This is a genomic window from Pueribacillus theae, from assembly GCF_003097615.1.
Classification (GTDB): Bacteria; Bacillota; Bacilli; order Bacillales; family UBA6769; genus Pueribacillus; species Pueribacillus theae.
Genome location: NZ_QCZG01000004.1, coordinates 24,414 through 44,280, shown reverse-complemented (window position 1 = coordinate 44,280; position 19,867 = coordinate 24,414). Strand labels below are relative to the sequence as shown.

The 19,867-nt window shown below is 40.0% G+C and carries 18 protein-coding genes; 11 read left to right on the top strand and 7 right to left on the bottom strand.

Annotated elements, in window-relative coordinates; genetic code table 11:
* Positions 1 to 99 precede the first annotated feature (99 nt).
* The 7 genes from DCC39_RS03250 (at position 100) to qoxD (ending at position 7,277) form a co-directional block, all read left to right on the top strand.
* Positions 100 to 912: an ABC transporter ATP-binding protein gene (locus DCC39_RS03250; RefSeq protein ID WP_116553454.1), complete on the top strand. Its 813-nt coding sequence runs from the start codon at positions 100 to 102 to the stop codon at positions 910 to 912.
* A gap of 51 nt (positions 913 to 963) precedes the next feature.
* Positions 964 to 1,980 carry a FecCD family ABC transporter permease gene (locus DCC39_RS03245; RefSeq protein WP_240613520.1) on the top strand — a complete coding sequence of 339 codons (1,017 nt, stop codon included), beginning with the start codon at positions 964 to 966 and terminating at the stop codon, positions 1,978 to 1,980.
* A complete protein-coding gene (locus DCC39_RS03240; protein WP_407071830.1) occupies positions 1,977 to 3,014 on the top strand; it encodes a FecCD family ABC transporter permease in 1,038 nt (345 codons plus the stop codon). Before DCC39_RS03245 ends, DCC39_RS03240 begins: the two co-directional genes overlap by 4 nt.
* A 485-nt stretch (positions 3,015 to 3,499) precedes the next feature.
* Positions 3,500 to 4,405: a cytochrome aa3 quinol oxidase subunit II gene (gene qoxA / locus DCC39_RS03235; protein ID WP_116553452.1), complete on the top strand. Its 906-nt coding sequence runs from the start codon at positions 3,500 to 3,502 to the stop codon at positions 4,403 to 4,405.
* A 45-nt stretch (positions 4,406 to 4,450) separates the two neighbouring features.
* Positions 4,451 to 6,397, top strand: a complete 1,947-nt coding sequence (qoxB, locus tag DCC39_RS03230; RefSeq protein WP_116553451.1) for a cytochrome aa3 quinol oxidase subunit I — start codon at positions 4,451 to 4,453, stop codon at positions 6,395 to 6,397.
* Positions 6,397 to 6,999 (top strand): cytochrome aa3 quinol oxidase subunit III, encoded by a 603-nt coding sequence (gene qoxC / locus DCC39_RS03225; protein WP_116553450.1) that lies wholly within the window; start codon positions 6,397 to 6,399, stop codon positions 6,997 to 6,999. The genes qoxB and qoxC overlap by 1 nt, the downstream gene beginning before the upstream one ends.
* Positions 6,996 to 7,277 carry a cytochrome aa3 quinol oxidase subunit IV gene (qoxD, locus tag DCC39_RS03220; protein WP_116553449.1) on the top strand — a complete coding sequence of 94 codons (282 nt, stop codon included), beginning with the start codon at positions 6,996 to 6,998 and terminating at the stop codon, positions 7,275 to 7,277. Before qoxC ends, qoxD begins: the two co-directional genes overlap by 4 nt.
* On the opposite strand, the gene DCC39_RS03215 is transcribed toward qoxD, so the two are convergent.
* The gene (locus DCC39_RS03215; protein ID WP_116553448.1) at positions 7,234 to 7,539 is read right to left on the bottom strand and encodes a hypothetical protein; all 306 of its coding nucleotides are present in this window, start codon (positions 7,537 to 7,539) and stop codon (positions 7,234 to 7,236) included. The two genes, qoxD and DCC39_RS03215, sit on opposite strands and share 44 nt — an antisense overlap.
* Positions 7,540 to 7,726: 187 nt before the next feature.
* Entirely contained in the window at positions 7,727 to 8,746 is a 1,020-nt protein-coding gene (locus DCC39_RS03210; RefSeq protein ID WP_116553447.1) for an AI-2E family transporter, read from the bottom strand.
* A gap of 205 nt (positions 8,747 to 8,951) precedes the next feature.
* On the opposite strand from DCC39_RS03210, the gene DCC39_RS03205 reads away from it, so the two are divergent.
* The 3 genes from DCC39_RS03205 (at position 8,952) to DCC39_RS03195 (ending at position 11,237) form a co-directional block, all read left to right on the top strand.
* Entirely contained in the window at positions 8,952 to 9,569 is a 618-nt protein-coding gene (locus DCC39_RS03205; protein WP_116553446.1) for a DUF47 domain-containing protein, read from the top strand.
* Between the two features lie 15 nt (positions 9,570 to 9,584).
* A complete protein-coding gene (locus DCC39_RS03200; RefSeq protein ID WP_116553445.1) occupies positions 9,585 to 10,583 on the top strand; it encodes an inorganic phosphate transporter in 999 nt (332 codons plus the stop codon).
* Between the two features lie 126 nt (positions 10,584 to 10,709).
* On the top strand, positions 10,710 to 11,237 hold the full coding sequence (locus tag DCC39_RS03195; RefSeq protein ID WP_116553444.1) for a YceI family protein: 528 nt from the start codon (positions 10,710 to 10,712) through the stop codon (positions 11,235 to 11,237).
* A 117-nt stretch (positions 11,238 to 11,354) separates the two neighbouring features.
* Here DCC39_RS03195 and DCC39_RS03190 read toward each other — a convergent pair whose 3' ends face one another.
* From DCC39_RS03190 to DCC39_RS19570, 4 genes are all read right to left on the bottom strand, one after another.
* Entirely contained in the window at positions 11,355 to 12,194 is an 840-nt protein-coding gene (locus DCC39_RS03190; protein ID WP_116553443.1) for a glycerophosphodiester phosphodiesterase, read from the bottom strand.
* A gap of 24 nt (positions 12,195 to 12,218) precedes the next feature.
* A complete protein-coding gene (gene tagH / locus DCC39_RS03185; protein WP_116553442.1) occupies positions 12,219 to 13,019 on the bottom strand; it encodes a teichoic acids export ABC transporter ATP-binding subunit TagH in 801 nt (266 codons plus the stop codon).
* 11 nt (positions 13,020 to 13,030) lie between these two features.
* On the bottom strand, positions 13,031 to 13,849 hold the full coding sequence (locus DCC39_RS03180) for an ABC transporter permease (RefSeq protein ID WP_116553441.1): 819 nt from the start codon (positions 13,847 to 13,849) through the stop codon (positions 13,031 to 13,033).
* 142 nt (positions 13,850 to 13,991) lie between these two features.
* Entirely contained in the window at positions 13,992 to 16,067 is a 2,076-nt protein-coding gene (locus tag DCC39_RS19570; RefSeq protein ID WP_116553440.1) for a CDP-glycerol glycerophosphotransferase family protein, read from the bottom strand.
* Between the two features lie 205 nt (positions 16,068 to 16,272).
* Between DCC39_RS19570 and DCC39_RS03170 the strand changes: the two genes are divergently transcribed.
* Positions 16,273 to 17,814 carry a glycosyltransferase family 2 protein gene (locus DCC39_RS03170; protein ID WP_116553439.1) on the top strand — a complete coding sequence of 514 codons (1,542 nt, stop codon included), beginning with the start codon at positions 16,273 to 16,275 and terminating at the stop codon, positions 17,812 to 17,814.
* 43 nt (positions 17,815 to 17,857) lie between these two features.
* Here the strand turns inward: DCC39_RS03170 and DCC39_RS03165 are convergent, their stop codons facing one another.
* Complete coding sequence (locus tag DCC39_RS03165) at positions 17,858 to 19,819, bottom strand: CDP-glycerol glycerophosphotransferase family protein (protein WP_240613517.1); 1,962 nt, start codon at positions 19,817 to 19,819, stop codon at positions 17,858 to 17,860.
* Positions 19,820 to 19,867 lie beyond the last annotated feature (48 nt).

The following is a 19,867-nucleotide window of genomic DNA, read 5'->3' as shown; positions in this document are numbered from 1 at the left end:
CTCTTTCTTGTTAAAAACGCAATCCTACTTTATACTATCTATATATGATAATGATTATCATTATCACGATAAATGGTGAAGAAAGGGTGATTTGCATTTATGTCAATTCTCACTGTCGACCGGGTAGCCGTTGGGTACTCCAACACCATCATCATAAATGAGTTAAGTGTAACCATTCCCGACAAGAAAATAACAACGATTATCGGTCCGAACGGGTGTGGGAAGTCAACATTGCTTAAAGCGCTTGCCCGGATCTTGAAGACACAAAAAGGGGCTGTATTTTTAGATGGACGTGCAATCCATCAACTGCCGACAAAAGAAATTGCTAAGAAGATGGCCATTTTGCCGCAAAGCTCTGAAGCGCCTCCAGGGCTTACGGTTTTTGAATTGGTTTCATACGGAAGATATCCTCATCAACGAGGCTTTGGCACGTTGAAACAAGAAGATTTAAAGCATATCCATTGGGCAATCGAAGTGACAGGGTTAAGTGAATTAAGGGATCGTCCTGTAGAAGCATTATCCGGTGGGCAAAGGCAGCGCGTATGGATTGCAATGGCACTTGCGCAAGATACTGAAATTCTTGTGTTAGACGAACCGACAACATATTTGGATTTGGCACATCAGCTGGACATTCTCATCATGCTCAAAAGGTTAAATGAGGAAGAAGGAAAAACGATTGTCATGGTTCTTCACGATTTAAATCATGCCTCGCGCTTTTCGCAGTATATGATTGCAATGAAAGACGGTAAGATTATGACAGAAGGATCGCCTGAAGAAGTCATGACGCACGATCATTTAGAAACGGTTTTTGACATTCAAGCGATTTTAACGGCGTGTCCATTTAGCCAGAATCCTATTTGTCTATCTTATCAATTGAATAAAGAAGCGGAATACTTATTGCAAACCAACTGAACATTCGTAAGGAGAAAGTGGATGCCAGCTTCAGTAAAAGAGTCAGTAGCTATGAAGAAAGTGTATAAGGGATCACGCCCAATCATGGCAACCTTTGTATTAATTGGCGGGATGATTGGGCTTTTATTTGCAATCGGTCTATCGGTATCGTTTGGCGCGGCAGATATTGACTTTGCAACGGTTTGGTCTGCTGTTTTTCAATACAGCCCTGAATTGACCTCTCACCAAATTATTCAAGAAATAAGATTGCCAAGGGTTCTAGGCGCGGCTTTGGTTGGTGCTTGCTTTGCTGTTTCGGGAACGATTATGCAAGGGATGACGCGGAATCCATTGGCTGATTCAGGTCTGTTGGGATTGAATGCAGGGGCAGCTTTCATGCTTGCTGTTTGCTTTGCGTTTTTTCCAAATTTACCGTATATGTACATTATTCACTTTGCATTTTTGGGTGCGGCATTGGGCGCGGGTCTTGTGTATGGGGTAGGTTCATTGGCCAAGGGCGGGCTAACTCCGATGCGGCTTGTATTGGCGGGAGCGGCAGTCAGTGCGTTGCTTACTGCCCTGAGTGAAGGGATTGCGATTTATTATCGCATTGGCCAAGATTTAGCGTTTTGGTATGCAGGCGGTGTTTCAGGGACGAAATGGGAACATCTTCAAATTATGACACCGTGGATCGTGGCTGCAATTATCGGTGCGATCATGCTTTCTAAGTCGATTACATTACTTAGCCTTGGAGATGAAGTGGCGATTGGTCTTGGGCAACGCACAGGAACGATAAAATTTTTCGGAGCCATTGTTGTATTAGTGTTAGCCGGAGCGGCAGTTTCGGTAGTGGGGGCCGTCGGATTTGTCGGACTGATCGTTCCCCATCTTACCCGCTTTCTTGTCGGAAATGATTATCGCTGGATTGTTCCGTGTTCTGCCATCTTAGGCAGTTTATTAGTTGTGCTTGCAGATTTTGCCGCGAGAATGGTGAACCCGCCTTATGAAACACCGATTGGCGCCTTAATTGCGTTAATTGGTGTACCATTCTTCCTTTACTTGGCACGTAAAGGAGGAAAGGAAATATGATTGAAAAAAAATATGTTTCTGCATACCAACAGAAGAGACACCGTAAAAATACGCTTCTTATTTCCACGCTTATTCTCCTTATTCTAGCGATGATGATAATAAGCATGAACACCGGCTTTATACGACTGACTCCTTGGGAAACGATTCGAACATTGTTTGGAATGGGAACAGAAAAGCAAAATTTAATTTTGTTTGAATTCCGACTGCCGAGAATTGTGATCGCCGTTTTAGTGGGCATGGCATTGGCCGTATCAGGAGGTATCTTACAAGGTGTTTCACGGAATGCGCTGGCTGATCCTGGAATTTTAGGTATTAATGCGGGCGCTGGTTTAGCTGTAATGTTGTTTATTTCCTTCTTTCCGTCCACAAAGGCAACTCCGGTCTTTTTTTTGCCGCTTTTAGCGTTTATAGGAGCCGGACTAACCGCAGCTCTCATCTATATCCTGTCATATAAACGTGGAGAAGGCATTTCGCCTATACGCCTATTGTTAACAGGTGTTGCGGTAGCAGCCGGTATTAGTGCGGCGATGATCGTTTTGACATTGAGATTATCGCCTGAAGACTACCAATTCGTTGCTGTTTGGCTGGCGGGCAGCATTTGGGGATCGAACTGGAAATTTGTCATCGCATTATTGCCATGGGTTCTTCTTCTATTACCATTCGCCTATGTGAAGGCACGTGTTTTAAATACACTTCATTTAGGAGAGATACCAGCTACGGGCCTTGGACTAGCTATCCAGAGGGAACGATTGATTTTACTCGCGGTTGCGGTTGGCTTGGCGGGCGCAAGTGTGTCCGTTAGCGGCGGAATTGGCTTTGTCGGTTTAATCGCCCCACATTTAGCTCGTCAATTAGTTGGTGCGAAACATCAGTACCTTATCCCAACCGCCGCTTTGATCGGCGCTCTTCTGATAATTACTGCCGACACGATCGGCAGATGGATAATCGAACCGTCTGAAATCCCGGCGGGGATTGTTGTTGCTGTCATTGGAGCACCGTATTTTTTATATTTGCTTGCAAAATCCAAAGCATAGAACAAGAGGGTAATGTTGTATCAAAAAGGCGTTGTTTGGTTGCTTCAAAATAGACGATACAATTACGTGTAAAGAGACACTCATTTTGTTTTTGTTATATGAAGGGTGTAGCTGGCAAGGTTCGTATCCGTGGTTTGACGCCCCTTCGAAAATGAAGGGAAGGAGGCTCTCATGATTCACTTTTGCAGAAAGAAGGCTTTTATTCCCCAGCCAATACAAAAAGCTTTCGCATAAAGCGAAAAAAGGATATCGCACTTTTCTTTTTTTAAAGAAAAGTGCGATATCCTTTTTTACTTTTTGAACAATTTGTTACTACTAATGATTGTTACTAATATCTTCAAAGTTTGAAGAAGATTTTGTGACATAACTCCTATCTTATTGTTTTTAATCTATTAGGATAATAAAATAATTTGTAAATTGAACACAGATTCCAATGGTTGCATGTTTCTGCCAGTTTTTTAGATCAAAGGAAAGGGGTTCCCTCAATGAAAATAAAGTGGGCTTTTTTATGTTTGGCTCTCACTATTCTTCCAGTGTTAACGGGCTGTGAGTCATTAATGGTCTTGGATCCTAAAGGGCCTCAAGCTGAAACGCAAGCGAATGTCATTTGGATATCGATTGCCACGATGGCGATCATAGTGGTAGCTGTTTTTGTCCTTTTGGTTATTATGCTAGTAAAATATCGCGCTTCAAAACAGGCGGATGATTATGAACCGCCGCATATCGAAGGAAATCCGATTGTCGAGGCAATTTTTATCGGGATTCCAGTTATCATCATTGTGTTCCTTTCGGTTGTTACGGTAAAAACGACGTACCAAGTGGAAGCGACGCCAGAGCATCTTTCGAAAGAAGAACCTCTCGTTGTGTATGCTTCGTCTTCCAACTGGAAATGGCATTTTAGCTATCCGGAGGAAGGAATTGAAACGGTGAACTATTTATATATCCCGACAGATCGGCCGCTGGAATTTAAGCTGTACTCCTATGGGCCGATAACAAGCTTCTGGATTCCGCAGCTTGGCGGTCAAAAGTACGCGATGGCCGACATGGTCACAACGCTGCACTTAGCTGCTGATGACCCTGGTGAATACATGGGAAGAAACGCGAACTTCAGCGGAAAAGGCTTTGCTGAAAATACGTTCCAAGTGAAAGCAATGCCGGAAAGTGAGTTTGATGAATGGGTTGACGATGTGAAAAAGACGGCTGAACCATTGACGGAAGAGAAATTTGATGAGCTGCTGGAGCCTGGCCATCTTGGGCAACTAACGTTTTCTGGCACGCATCTTGAATTTCGCCCAGCGCCGGAAGGCGAATATAGCAGCCACCAGCATGGAGCGGATCGCGCTCATGAAACATCACATGGCGATCATACTGAACACAGTCATCATAAGTAATTTCGTTTGAATGCATGATATTTTTCCTGGAAGGAGTATAAAAGGATGAGTTATTTTGATAGATTTGCCATTCCGCATCCCAGCCCTGCCATTTATGCATCAATGGTAGCCATCGGCCTTACGGTGCTCGCGATTATCGTCGGCTTAACTTATTTTAAAAAATGGGGTTATTTATGGCGTGAATGGTTGACAACTGTCGATCATAAGCGAATTGGGATTATGTATTTGATTTCTGCACTATTAATGCTGTTCCGGGGCGGTGTTGATGCCCTTATGATGCGGGCACAAACAGCAGTACCCGAGAATGCTCTCTTAGATGCACAGCATTACAATGAAGTGTTTACAACCCACGGGGTCGTTATGATTATCTTTATGGCCATGCCATTTATTTATGCTTTGATGAACTTCGTTGTTCCGTTGCAAATCGGCGCCCGTGACGTTGCGTTTCCGCGTTTGAATGCGTTAAGTTTCTGGTTGTTCTTCATGGGTGCGATGCTGTTCAATATATCTTTCGTTATCGGCGGATCGCCTGATTCTGGCTGGACTTCTTACTTCCCGCTCGCCGGGAATGATTTTAGCCAATCGGTCGGAACGAATTATTATATGCTTTCGATTCAAATTGCCGGAATCGGTACATTAATATCAGGGATTAACTTTATTACGACAATCTTAAAAATGAGAGCGCCAGGCATGACGTTGATGAAGATGCCAATGTTCACTTGGACGGCTTTCATTACAAACGTTATTGTTGTTTTCGCGTTTCCTGTTTTGACAGTCGCGCTTCTTTTAGGAACAATGGACCGGCTGTTTGGGGCAAACTTCTTTACTTCGACAAATGGCGGCATGGATATGCTTTGGGCAAACCTTTTCTGGGTTTGGGGCCATCCGGAAGTGTACATTCTCATTTTGCCGGCGTTTGGAATTTACAGTGAGGTTATTTCGACATTTGCAAGAAGGAACCTCTACGGCTATAAATCTATGGTTGCATCCATCGTGATTATCTCGTTCTTCTCATTTTTAGTTTGGACACACCATTTCTTTACAATGGGGCAAGGTCCTTTGACAAACAGTATTTTCTCAATTACAACGATGGCGATTGCGATTCCGACCGGAATTAAAATCTTTAACTGGATTTTCACGATGTGGAAAGGGAAAATTGAATTTACGGTTCCGATGCTTTATGCGGTAGGTTTTATTCCAATCTTTACGGTTGGTGGGGTTACCGGGGTTATGCTTGGTATGGCAAGTGCCGACTATCAATACCATAACACAATGTTCCTAGTCGCCCACTTCCACTATACAATTATCCCTGGTGTTGTCTTTGCAATGATTGCAGGCCTTACGTATTGGTGGCCAAAAATGTTCGGCTTTATGCTCAATGAACGAATTGGGAAATGGGCGTTCTGGTTTATCGCAATCAGCTTTAACGTGACGTTTTTCCCGATGTTCTTTGCTGGGTTGGATGGACAGGCGCGCCGGATGTACACGTATTCTGAAGCATCTGGATTCGGCCCGCTTAACTTGATTTCTTTCATCGGAGCGCTTGGGCTCGCTGCTGGGTTTGCCTTGCTTGTATATAACATTTATTACAGTACGCGTTATGCATCAAGAAATATCAGCTCTGATCCATGGAATGCCCGTACGCTCGAATGGGCAACGCACAGCCCTGTGCCGGCCTATAATTTTGCGACGGTTCCTGAAGTTCATTCCATTGAAGCGTTTTGGGACCAGAAAAAGAAAGGGCAGGAGCTGTTCAAAGGCAAGATCGAAAAAATCCATATGCCAAATCATACTGGCGCCCCGTTTATCATGAGTTGTATTTTCTTTGTATGGGGATTCTCATTCGTCTTCAGTATGTGGATTCCAGCCATCATTACAACGATTGGGATCTTCGCTTGTATGGCCTACCGTTCATTTGAGAAAGATGATGGATATTATATTTCTGTAGAGGAAGTCGAGAACACAGAAAAGAAATTGCGAGGTGCAAGCTAATGAAAATCGATCATTCGCTGCCACTTGAATACAGTACCGATCAAAACCAGCTCAATATATTAGGTTTCTGGATTTTTCTCGGAGCGGAAATTATGCTCTTTGCAACGCTTTTCGCAACATATTTTACGCTTGAGCATCGGACAGGGAGCGGTCCTGCCGGTGCGGAGATTTTTGAAATTACGCCCGTGCTTATTGAAACATTTGTCCTTTTAACGAGCAGCTTTACGATTGGGCTCGGCGTCCATGCGATGCGGATTGGCCGGAAGAAAGCAATGATGGCTTTCTTCGCGGTCACACTGCTTCTCGGCCTTACATTCTTAGGGGTTGAAATCTATGAGTTCGTCCATTATGTCCATATTGGTGCGGGACTGCAAACGAGCGCATTCACTGCTTCCTTATTAACAACATTGGGAACACACGGCGCCCATGTTACACTTGGCCTATTCTGGGGATTGTTTATCATCCTGCAAGTGAAAAAACGTGGACTCACGCCGGGAACAGCCAATAAAGCGTTTATCTTTTCCCTTTATTGGCACTTCTTGGATGTCGTCTGGATCTTTATCTTCAGCTTCATCTATTTGAAAGGAATGATGATTGCATGAGTGAATTGTTTCCACGAAAACAGGTCATCGGCTTTGTCTTTTCATTAGTTCTCACAGCCGTTGCACTTGCCGTCTATTTCTTTGATTTGTCGTTCACAGCTGGGATGACTATCCTTTTAACGACAGCATTCGTGCAAGCCGCAGTCCAGCTCGTTGTCTTTATGCACGCCGGTGAAACGAAAGATAAAGGTTCAATTTATACGAACATCTATTACGCTGCTGCCATCGCTTTAGTTACGATTTTCGGCACGCTATTAATTTTAGTTTGGGATATGTGAGGGGAGTGTCTTGTGACGCTCCTTTATTTGTGGAAAATTTGATCCCTTTATCTGTGTTTTTGTCCATCTCTTCCGTTGCTGCAAAAAAGACGCCGATTAGAAAAATAAAGACGGCTCCCATCATGGTTCCTATTCCGACACCTATTATTGCACTGTAATCGCTTACAACAAAGAGCCCGTATAGAAAAATGGCAATTCCGATTGAAAGGATCGTATAGCCTGCAAATTTAGCAGCAAGCAACACTTTCTCTGTCGATTCCATTTCGTTCCCCCCCTTCATAATTCCTTCCTAAATCACAGATCATATTCTCTCTCTATTATTCAACTTGTTCACAAAATTGTCAAATGTAATTTTCTGAACCTTTTACTGCTTTCCTGCAGAATAAAATAAGCCCTCTCTTAGAGAAAGGGCTTATTTTCGCAGTCCCAAGCTGGCTATTTCACTCGTTCTATCTGATGGCAGATGCCGCCTCTGGTTCGGTTACACCCAATACATCGAGCAGGAAAACAAACACTGGAATTCCAACGATCAATCCCCAGACGCCAAAGAAATTTTGAGAAAGGATCAATACGATGAACGTATAAAAGACAGGCAAATCGGTTTTGGAAGACATAAGCTTTGGGTTCAAAATATAAGCTTCGATTGCATGGATAATCATAACCGCAATAATTAAGTAAATGACTTTCAAAAATCCTCCAATTGTAAAAGCGATAAGCGTTAAAGGAATAAGGGAAATGATAACGCCTGCGACAGGGATAAGCCCTAAAAAGAAAATCATAATGGACAATCCGAAGATTTGCGGAAATCCAAGAATCACTAGTACAATCACCGATAAACACGTATTAATGATTGCAATCATAAATTGAGCTTCAATAACTTTCCCAAATGTACGCGAGAATTTTTTGCCAAAGAATTCGATTTCATGATAGAATGGGGCAATTTTGCTATGTTTAAATTTTTCCGTGAATTCGAGCAAGCGCGGTTTTTCAAGAAGGAAAAATAGGCTTAATAATAAAGCTATCAACACTTGGACACTTGTTTTACTAATATCTGTAAAAGATTTCATAAGAAATGACAAACCATTTTCGATATAGGATGTAATGTGATTGTCAGCGATAAAAGATTCAATAAATTGAACAATAGGGTTGTCATGCGACTGTGCAGAGAAGTTTGTAATTTGCCTGATCAGTTGGCTGATTTCCATTGTAATCAGCGGTAAATATTTCACAATTCCAACTGTTAACAGGCTAATAATTGATGTATATAGCAATAATACAAGTAGGGTACGATTTAAACTTATATGTCTAATTGTAAACTCAACAAGCCGGTTCATTAAAAATGAAAAAATGAAGGTCAGCAGAATGAGATTCATCATACTTCTCACACTGAAAAGAATCAAGACGATTAATCCAAAAATCAATGCCCGTTTTACACTTTTTTTTCGAAAAAAATTTACTATGGCTTCCAAAGTCAAGGGCTCCTTATATGAAGAGGTCTATATATAGTATCCCCTTGATAAAAGAAAATTTCAAGCGCGGTATGTGACGAAATTTACGATAATATGAACTGAATTGTAAAGATTATGTAAATGTTCGCATCAACCAGTATACTATTTCGACAAATTACGATATTATAGTAGGGCTTGAATTAAATGTATGAGGTGGGAATAGATAATGTTTTTCCAAAAAGAAGATCAGTTTTCCATTCATTTAAGCAATATCTGTTCAAATTTAATGGAAGGCACTAACTTTTTTACGGATTACAAATTAAAAAATCTTGATGATTTAAAGATTTTTTCCAAAAAAATGAAGGAATATGAAACAAAAGGAGATACATTAGTTCATACAGTGATTCAGGATTTAAACAATGCTTTCATCACGCCAATTGAACGCGAGGACATTTTATCTTTGGCTATGAATATGGATGACGTGTTGGACGGGTTAGAACATACTGCTGCGTTATTTGACATGTATTCCGTCACAACCGTTGACGACTATATGATTCAGTTTGTTGATGCCATCCGCCAATGCGTCATTGAAATTGAGAAAGCCATTGCATTGCTATCGAAAAAGAAATTAATTCAAATTAGAGAACATGCCATAAAAATTAAAGACCATGAATCAAAATGTGATGATGTGCTTAGGGTATCCATTAAGCACTTGTTCCAGGTTGAAAAAGATCCGATCCGCATTATTCAATATAAAGAAATTTACGAAGAACTAGAGGAAGTGGCCGATTGCTGTCAGAATGTGGCAAACACATTTGAAGCGATTATCATGAAAAACGCTTAAGGAGCATATTGAATAATGGATTCATTACTACTCATAACCGTGTTAATCGTCGTTTTTGCTATCGCTTTTGACTTTATTAATGGATTTCACGATACAGCGAATGCCATTGCAACATCAGTCTCAACGAAGGCACTAAAACCAAGACATGCTATTATACTTGCTTCGGTCATGAATTTTGTCGGGGCAATGACGTTTACAGGGGTTGCGAAAACGATAACGAAAGACATCGTTGACCCGTTCACGCTTGAAAATGGGACAACCGTTATTCTTGCTGCATTAATTGCGGCCATTTCATGGAACTTAATTACATGGTATTACGGAATTCCGAGCAGTTCTTCGCATGCGCTTATCGGATCGATTGCAGGTGCTGCTATTGCCGCTGCAGGATTCCATGCCCTGCACTACGGTGGGTTTATAAAAATTATTGAAGCGCTGATCCTTTCGCCACTTCTCGCCTTTGTCATCGGATATATTGTGTACAGCATTTTCAAAATTATATTCAAAAATAACAATTTGCCGAAGACAAACAGAAGGTTTAGAACTATACAAATTATGACAGCTGCTTTGCAAGCTTATTCCCATGGCACGAACGATGCTCAAAAAACAATGGGGATTATAACGATGGCCTTAATTGTAAACAATTATCAAACGTCCAGCGATGTCCAAACTTGGGTACAATTTATTTGTGCTCTGGCGATGGCTCTGGGTACCGCGATGGGCGGGTGGAAAATCATTAAAACAGTCGGCGGAAAAATCATGAAAATTCGCCCTATAAATGGGGTTGCTGCCGATTTGACTGGTGCTGCGGTCATTTTTGGTGCGACTTTTATCCATTTGCCTGTAAGTACGACTCACGTCATTTCCTCCTCTATCCTTGGGGTAGGAGCGTCACACCGGCTAAGAGGCGTCAAATGGGGCACAGCTAGAACAATGCTCATTACATGGGTCATTACATTGCCGATTTCCGCTACGCTTGCTGCCATTTGCTATTTTATTCTTAATGTTTTTCTTTAATTAAAAAATAACTCTTCCTTGTTATGAAGGAAGATATTTTTAAGTTATATATCTTGACATCAAGACATTTGTTACCTATAGTAAGTTTATTACTTAAATTATTAATATAAAGGAGAGGTTCAACAAATGGCAATTTGGAATATTGATGCCGCCCATACAAATGTCGGATTTTCTGTAAAGCATATGATGGTTTCTAAAGTCCGGGGAAATTTCACGAATTTTGAAGGGACAATCGAAGGAGATCCTGAAGATTTAACTTCGGCAAAGGTTCAATTTAAAATTAAAGTGGAATCCATCAACACTTCAAATGAAGATCGCGATAATCACCTTCGTTCAGCCGACTTTTTTGATGCAGAAACGTATCCCGATATCACTTTCACTTCTACAATTATTGAAAAAAAGGATGATAATGAATATGATGTGACCGGTGACTTGACGATAAAAGGAGTCACAAAGCCTGTCACGCTTGAGGCGGAATTCGAGGGAAAAGGAGTCAATCCTTGGGGGCAGGAAGTTGCCGGTTTCACGGTTGAAGGGAAGTTGAGCCGTAAAGAATTTGGCCTAACATGGAACCAAGCACTGGAAACAGGCGGTGTCCTTGTCGGAGATGAAATTAAACTTATCATTGAACTTGAGGCAAATCCTGCACAATAACAGCAAATAAGGTCGAAGCGGCTAACGATAAAGCGGGAGACTTCCATCAGTGGGGTTTTACGGACGGTTGCTGGCATGATAAAGCCCTTTTCCGAATGCGGAAAAGGGCTGCTTTCGTTAACTCCTCCCAAGATTAACGATATCTGTAAAAACACCATTCACGCCCCACTCTTTAAGTCGGTCAAAGTCATCGCGATCATTGACTGTATACGTATGGATGAACAGGTTTTTAGCTTTTATTTTTTTAATTAAATGTTTGTTTAACTCGTTATAGTTTATGCCGATTCCAACTGAATAGCTTTTCATCTCTTCCAATTTTTCATCGGAAAGTGTCGAAACTTCGTCAGGATGAACGAGCTGCACTAATGGCAAGTTTGGATGCGTTTCATGGATTTTTAACAAGCTCTGTTTGCTGAAGGATTGAATCACGACATTTCCTCTTGATCCGATGAGGTTATATTTATTAAGTAAATGCAATAACTTGTCTTCCATGCCGCTGTTATCTTGCGCTTTCGTCTCGATATAATAATTGACGCGATTTCCAAACCGCTGGAAGATTTCCTCTAACGTGGGCACTTTCGCTCCAACATAACTGTCGCTCGCTTCTTTTGGGTATTTCTTGTTAAACCAGCTCCCGGCATCAAGCTCTTTCAGTTCATCCAGTGTGTAGGAACTGACAAGCCCTTTCCCATTTGTCGTTCGATCCACTTTATCGTCATGCATTGCAACGAGAACGCCATCACGCGTCATTTGCAGGTCAATCTCGATGAAATCGGCGGCTAATGTTTCCGCTAATTGATAAGCTTCCATCGTATGCTCAGGTGCATGGAAGCTGGCACCCCGGTGGGCGATCAAAATGAAGTGATCGAGACTAAAAGAAGGGTTGGCTTGTCCAGGAATGAGCAGCCCGAAAGAACCCATTACAGTAAATAAAAGTAAGATTCGTTTTTTTAACACAATCACTCACCATGCGAAAATTTGTCATACATTTAGCAGTTTCATTTGCTGTTTTAGCGCATTTTCCTTATATTGCTCTTTTTCTTCTTTTGACATTTTTTTGAACATTTTCAGAAACTCTTCATATTTCGGAATTACTTCTTCAACGGTTCCAAAGTCTTTCACCATGCCGTATTCCAGCCATAAAATTTTTTCGCAGAACTGTTTCATCTGCCCGATGGAGTGGCTGACGAAAATCATCGTTTTCTTTTTTTGTTTAAATTCTCTCATTTTATCTAGGCTTTTCTCCCCGAACGCTTTGTCTCCAACCGATAACGCCTCATCAATAATAAGAATATCCGGATCAATGTTGACAGAAATGGCAAAGCCCAGTCGTGATCTCATCCCGCTGGAATACGATTTTACCGGTTGATCTATAAACTTCCCTAATTCCGAGAATTCAATGATCTCCGGTTCTAATTTTTTGATTTCTTCTTTGCTGAAGCCAAGCATGAGGCATTTTAACTCGATATTGTCCCTGCCGGTTAAATCACTTTTCAAACCAGAAGCAACGGCAATCAAAGCGGCTTCTCCATTCACTTCAATCGATCCTGACGTCTCCGGCACAATTCCCGCAATAATATTTGCCAAGGTCGATTTTCCGGAACCGTTAATACCGATAAAACCAAGCGAGTCGCCTTTTTCAACCTCAAAGCTCACGTCAGCTAACGCATAAAAGTCTTCTCCATAGCTTTTCGGCAAAATCAAATCCAAAATCCGCTCTTTATTTCCATTGTAGAGCTTATATTTTTTTGTCACATGTTTAGCGATAATCGCTTTTTCCATAGTATCACCATTTATAAATAATCAATGAAATGTCTTCTGAACTTCACATGAAGCATTGAACCAAATAAAAATAATACAATCACAACTGCCCAAAAATACAAGGAATACTTCCAATGCTCAATAAAATACCATCCTGTGCCGAACAGCGCTGTCCGGTATCCTTCAATTAAATAGTACAACGGGTTGAGCTTCAAAATGGTTGCAATCGGTTCATCCAAAATGGTCATTTGCCAAAGGACAGGCGATAAATAGAGCAGCATCCTGAGTGTCGCATTTAAAAACATGTGAACGTCCCGAATAATCGTTGAGAGCGTCGATGTAATTAGTGAAACCGCAAGCACTAAACAAAACGTTCCAAATATAAAATAAAGAATTTGCACAAAATAGATGCTGACATAATATCCGCCAAATTGGAAGATAAGAAACGTGATCCCAAGCATAATCAGGTGAATATAAAATTGGGAAAAAATGACGATATTTGGAATCACACTCATCGGAAAATTCATTTTTGACAACATCCGAAGCCTCGTGTAGATCGATTTCGACCCTTGGATTGTCGCTTGGTAGAAGAACGTCCACAAAATAAAGCCGCCCAAAAGCCAAAATATAAAGGGAACGCTGTATCCCGGCACCACTTCAATATCCGCCCGCTGGCGAATGCTTCCAAAAACAAACCAATAAATAAGAATTTGGATGACGGGGTTAATGACCTCCCACGCCATCCCTAAGTAATTGCTTTTATTTTTACTCTTCAATTCATAGACAGAAAGCCTACGGATTAAATAGAAGTTCTCGAATTGCTCTTTAATAACTGTAATCGCAGATTTCATAAGTATGTCCTTTCAGAACGATCTTAAAACTAATTTTCCTTATGATTGTACGCCATTAAAATTATACAAGTAGCCCGAATAAAAGACAAATATAAAAAAGACTCAAACCCAGGTTAGGTGTAAGTCTTTTACAATATCGTGACTATTTAAATACCTCGTCCACAACCCGCTCACTTGCCTTTCCATCCTCTAAATAGCAAAATTTTTGATAAAACTCCTCAATCTTTTCAGAAGGGGTAAAACCATTTTCATCAATATTTTTAATTTCTGCAAGAAGCTCATCTGTTGTTTTTACTAACGGACCGGGTGCGTTATTTTCAAAGTCGAAATAAAAGCCCCGAAGGTTATCACGGTAGTCTTCAATATCATAGACAAAGAAAAACATCGGCCGCTTCAAATTCGCATAGTCGAAAAAGACAGAGGAGTAGTCGGTAATGAGCAGATCCGAGATAAGATAAAGCTCCCGGATGTCTTCATGCTTTGACAAATCATAGACAAAATCTTCATAGCCGGAAAGATTTAAATTTTCTGCGACAAGGTAGTGAAGCCTTAAAAGGATAACATATTCGTCGCCTAATTCTTTCTTCATTTTGTCAAAATCCAGTTGCAGATCGAATTTATATTTCCCTTTTTCATAAAACTGATTGTCCCGCCACGTTGGGGCGTATAAAATCATTTTTTTATCTAACGGAAGGTGGCATTTTTCTTTGATTTCCTGTATCGTTTCAGGATTGTTTTGATTGATAAGAAAGTCATTTCTCGGATATCCTGCTTCGATCACCGTTTTTTCAAAGCCGAACGCGCGTCTGAAGATCTCAGTCGAATACGCATTAGGGGAAATGAGGTAGTCCCATTTGCTTGATTCTTTCAGGAAGTTTTCTTTGTATTTATCCGTGTTCGTGCCGGGCATGTGGACTTCTTCAATATCAACGCCGAGTTTCTTAAGCGGTGTGCCGTGCCAAGTCTGTAAATAGACGGTTCCATTTGGCTTTGGCAGCCATAAAGGGAGCCGGGCATTCGTTACCCAAACGCGTGCTCTTGCCATGAGCAGCAGCCATTTTAAAGAAAAGCGGCGGACAGGTGTGACATCGAAGTTTGCGAAGAACTTCATCTGGCTTCGATCGACACTCCAATACATTTCGTAATTTAAATTGCTTTTCTTCATTTGTTCGTAGATGGCTCTTGGGCTGCAGCTGAACTGTTTTCCGTGAAAGCTTTCGAACATGACGACATTTTTTTTAGGCAGCTTTCCCAAGATGATAAAAGTATTTCGATAGATTTCTTGGACAAGGTTGCTTCGCCGAAATTGGATCCATTTTGATCTCGCCCCGTTTATTACTTCTTTTTTAAAAAGATAGTTGGAAACTTGAAACGACAAATAGCTGGACTTTTTTGTCGGAAATGCATGAAGCAGGGCTTTTCCGGCTTTGCTGCGCATCACTTTCTTTTTATGTTTACGCTTCTCTTGTATCCACCTCATACGAGGGCTTTGTATTGTCTTTATGACACCATTGTTTTCGTAAGTCATTTCAAAATAGAATTTATAGGAAGTTTTTAACGTATAATCTATATCTTTCCCGATTTTAAAAACTCCTTCAAATTCTGTATGTTTCATCCTCTCGTTATGTCTTTCTATTTGGGTGAGCGGGATTTTCACGATCTCATCGTTCCGTGAATTTGTCACGATAAGATTCGATGAAAGTAACTTGATCGCTTTGTTGCCAAGCATCGGAGGATAATAAAAATAGCCCTCAAAAGCAAAACCGTCCTCAACCATGGCAATCCGCTTAAAATTGGCAAATAACCGATAATCACATACGACAAATGACAAGTTGGATTTGATCGTTGTGTAAGGGTAAAACAGCTTTTTTTCTTCAGGGAGCAGTACCGTTAATAAGGAATAATCATCGTGCCGGCTTTTCACTCTTGTTTTCCGCTCGTTGTCTACCAGGTACAAATCCCAAATCTCCTCCCCAAACTCTGAATCAAGACAGGAAGGGGGAGGGACGAGCAATTCACAAATCAAAAAATCTCTTTTTTTCATTTTGATGGAGGACTGTAATTTGACTTCTTGTTTTCCTTTTCGTTGTTTCAAAAGAAAGTAGAAGTCCTCGGCATGAGTTAGTAGAGATTTTTTTAAAGGTAAGTCAATATGAAAAATTTTATCATTTCTTTCTAGCTTTGTCATTTCAATGTTTTTTCGCTTCTTTATCGACATTGGACAAAATTGCCCCTCTCTGTAACCGTTACTAGAAATTTATTTCCAAAACAGCAAGTAAATATAAATCATTCTTATTGAATTCGTTTAATAAATTAAAATATGGAAAAAATGTATAAAGCGAGACTTCCATTAGTGGGGGTCTTCCGGACGTTGTACCCGGATAAAAAATAGAAATACAATAAAGTTAAATGGAGGATGACATATGAGCTTTTTCATCCGGCTTTTTTCGCCAACTGCCAAAAAAATTAATGTTCTCTTTGATTCGGCTGAATACAACGAGGAAGGTTACTACATTTACTCTCCAAGCAAAAAAGAGAATTATAAAGTGACCGTCATTATGCCTGTGTACAATGCTGAAAAAACACTCAGAAAAGCCATTGAATCTGTCATTAACCAGTCGATTGGCTTTGAAAATGTGGAATTTATCATCATTGATGACAAATCGAGCGACGGTTCCCGATCGATCATTTTGGAATATGCGAAGACTTATCCAAACATTGTTCCCATTTTCTTCAAGAAAAATAACGGTTCGCCAGCCATTCCCAGAAACATAGGAATGAAGCTGGCGAAGGGAGAATATATCAAATTTATCGATTCCGATGATTGGCTCGCCCCAAACGGCATAGAAACGCTTTACAATCTCTTAGTTAAAACAGGCGATCATTACGCAATCGGAAGGACAATTAAAGCGGAGGACGGCAAATATGCCATTACGGGGGAATACAATAGCTGCGAGAACCGTGATTCCATCCATCCTTGTTCGATTCCCCATGTTTTTCAGCATTTGGGGCCGACGGCAAGAATGATGAGGACGCAATTTCTGAGAGAATACAACTGCAAATTTCCCAACATGAAATATGCGGAGGATAAACAGTTTTTCATTGATGTTTTGACAAACTGCCCAACCATCTCGACTTCAAAAGAAGTTATTTACTATGTGAACCGGAATCAGGAAAATAAAAGCTTGGTTTCAAGAACGTCCATTTTCGAAAAAACGGACACAAACATCGCTGTGATTAAACATGTCATAAAGAAGAACCTGCCGGAAAATGTAGAGCGAATGGTTTTAAATCGATTATATGAATTTGACTGCATCACGAGATTGTTTAACAGACACCATTTTCTACGATCAATTCGAAAGGATAGGTATTTTAAGAAGTTTGCAGAGGTATTAGATACGACGAAGGGCTTAAGGTACGACTTTACAGAAAACTTTTTCGAGCCGTGGCACAAAGTGCTCGTGCAGCTGTTTAAAGAGGAGCGGTTTGAGGACATTGTGACTCTCATTCAATGGAGCTTGAAAGAGAAGATAAAGGAAACGGTAGTAAAAGACGGACTGCCTTATTACAAGCTTCCATTTGAAGAACCTTACCAACTGGCAAGGATGGATTTGCTTGCAGTTTATCATTCCTCAATCAAAGAAAGCGATCAAATGAAACTTTACATTACGATTTATGGCGACCTTGGGCATACAATAGACTCGCTTGTCATTCGTGAACGCCATAACCAATTGAACGAAATCGAATTTCCAATTAAGCACGTAAGCGAACATTTATATGAAGTGGCATTGCCTTATGGCCAGTTGACGAATTTAACATCTTCAAGTTACCAAGTCTACGTAAAGTACGATCAATACAGAAAGCTATTAATCAAAATGAACACGAGGAATATTATTTCGCATGGTAAAAGGGAACTCGATTTTTATACCACAATAGGGGATAATTATGGGTTGAATATAAAATAAGGGTGTCTCAAACGTTCTTTTGGGACACCCTTCATCGGTTATATCAATGATTTGGTTGTTGAAAAACTTCTTTCACGACACGCTCACTTGCCCGTCCATCTTCCAAATAGCAAAACTTTTTATAAAATGCTTCGATTGTCTCTGATGGAGTAAATCCATTTCTATCGATGTTTTTGATCTCATTGATAAGCTCTTCTGTCGTTTTCACTAATGGGCCGGGCGCTTGTTTTTCGAAATCAAAATAAAATCCTCGCAAGTTATCTCGATAATCTTCTATATCATAAACGAAGAAAAACATCGGGCGCTTTAAATTGGCGTAATCAAAAAAGACAGATGAGTAATCGGTAATTAACATATCAGCAATAAGATACAACTCCCGAATATCCTCATGGTGTGAAAGATCAAAGACAAAGTTTTCATATCCTGTCAAGTCAAGGTTTTCCGCAACAAGATAATGAAGCCTTAGGACAATGATATATTCTTCACCTAGTTCTTCTTTTAATTTTTCCAAATCAAGCTGTAAATCAAATTTATATTTTCCCTTCTTATAAAACTGATTATCTCGCCAAGTTGGCGCATATAAGATTACTTTTTTATCTGTCGGAAGATGACAAGCTTCCTTTAATTGTACGATTGTTTTTTTATCGTTATGATTAATTAAAAAGTCATTCCTAGGATAACCTGATTCAATCATTGTTTTCTCAAAACAAAATGCCCGTCTAAAAATTTCCGAAGAGTAGGCATTCGGAGACACCAAATAATCCCATTTACTTGCTTCTTTTAAAAAGTTGTTTTTATACCTTTCTGTATTTGTGCCAGGCATATGAACTTCATCCATGTCAGCTGCCAATCGTTTGAGAGGCGTGCCGTGCCATGTTTGAAGATAGATCGTGTCCTTCGGTTTTGGAAGCCATAAAGGAAGCCTGCTATTCGAAACCAAATATTTCGCTCTGCTCATTAAAATTAGCCATTTAAGTGAAAAGCGACGGGCATATTTCACATCAATGTTTTTAAAATAGTTTACATGTCTCCGATCTGCACTCCAATACATCTCATAATCTAGTTGATGCTCCTTCAAATATTCATAGATTGCCCTTGGACTGTCACTAAATTGCTTTCCAAGAAAACTTTCAAATACGATCAAATTGTTCTTTGCCGGAAGCTTTCCGAAAACTTGAAACAAATGTTTGTAAACGTTCCGGGCTAATTTCCCCCTTCTAAATTTTACCCAGCTTGTTTTTAAGTTCTCGACAAATTCTTTTTTAAATTCATAATCGGACACTTGTAATGATAGGAATTTGGACTTTTTTGTAGGTTTCACTTTGACTTTTATTTTTCCGCTTTTTGTACGTATAATTCTTCTTTTGGATTCAGATTTATCTTGGATCCAACGCATTCTGCTGCTGCGGATAGTCTTGGTAACTCCATTTTCCTCATATGTTAATTCCAAATAGAATTTATAATATTTTTTTTGTTCATATGTTCCATTTATATCTATTTTAAGTACACCTTTAAAACCAGATTGCTTTAACAATTCGTTTCCTTTATATTTTTGATAAAGATCGAGTCTTTCCACTTTTTCAACCGGCAGTTCTATTAGACTATCATCTAAATTGTTCGTTATGACAACTTTCGTATTTAAAATTTGATAGCCGTCTTCATGAAACATTGGAGGGTAATTAAAATGACCTGTAAAAGTCACCTCTTCACCGCTAATATTGACTTCTTCAAAATTAGCGAATAAGCTGTAGTCATTACAGTTAAATGACAATTTTTCGTTTTTTGTCGAGAAAGGATAAAACATTTTTCTTTCGTTAGGAAGGACAATGGATAAAAAACGCAGATAGAGATTGCTGGTTTTTATCCTTGCCCTTTTGGTTACGTCATTTCCGTTTCGTATTACATACGCATCCCAAATTTTTTTCCTTCCAGAAATAAGCTCTTTATGCTCAGAAAGGGGAAGGGTTATAAGAAAAATAAAAAACTCACCTTTATTCTCTTTCATTGAGGATGATAACCTTATTTCATTCTCAGAATCTCGATGTTTTAGGGT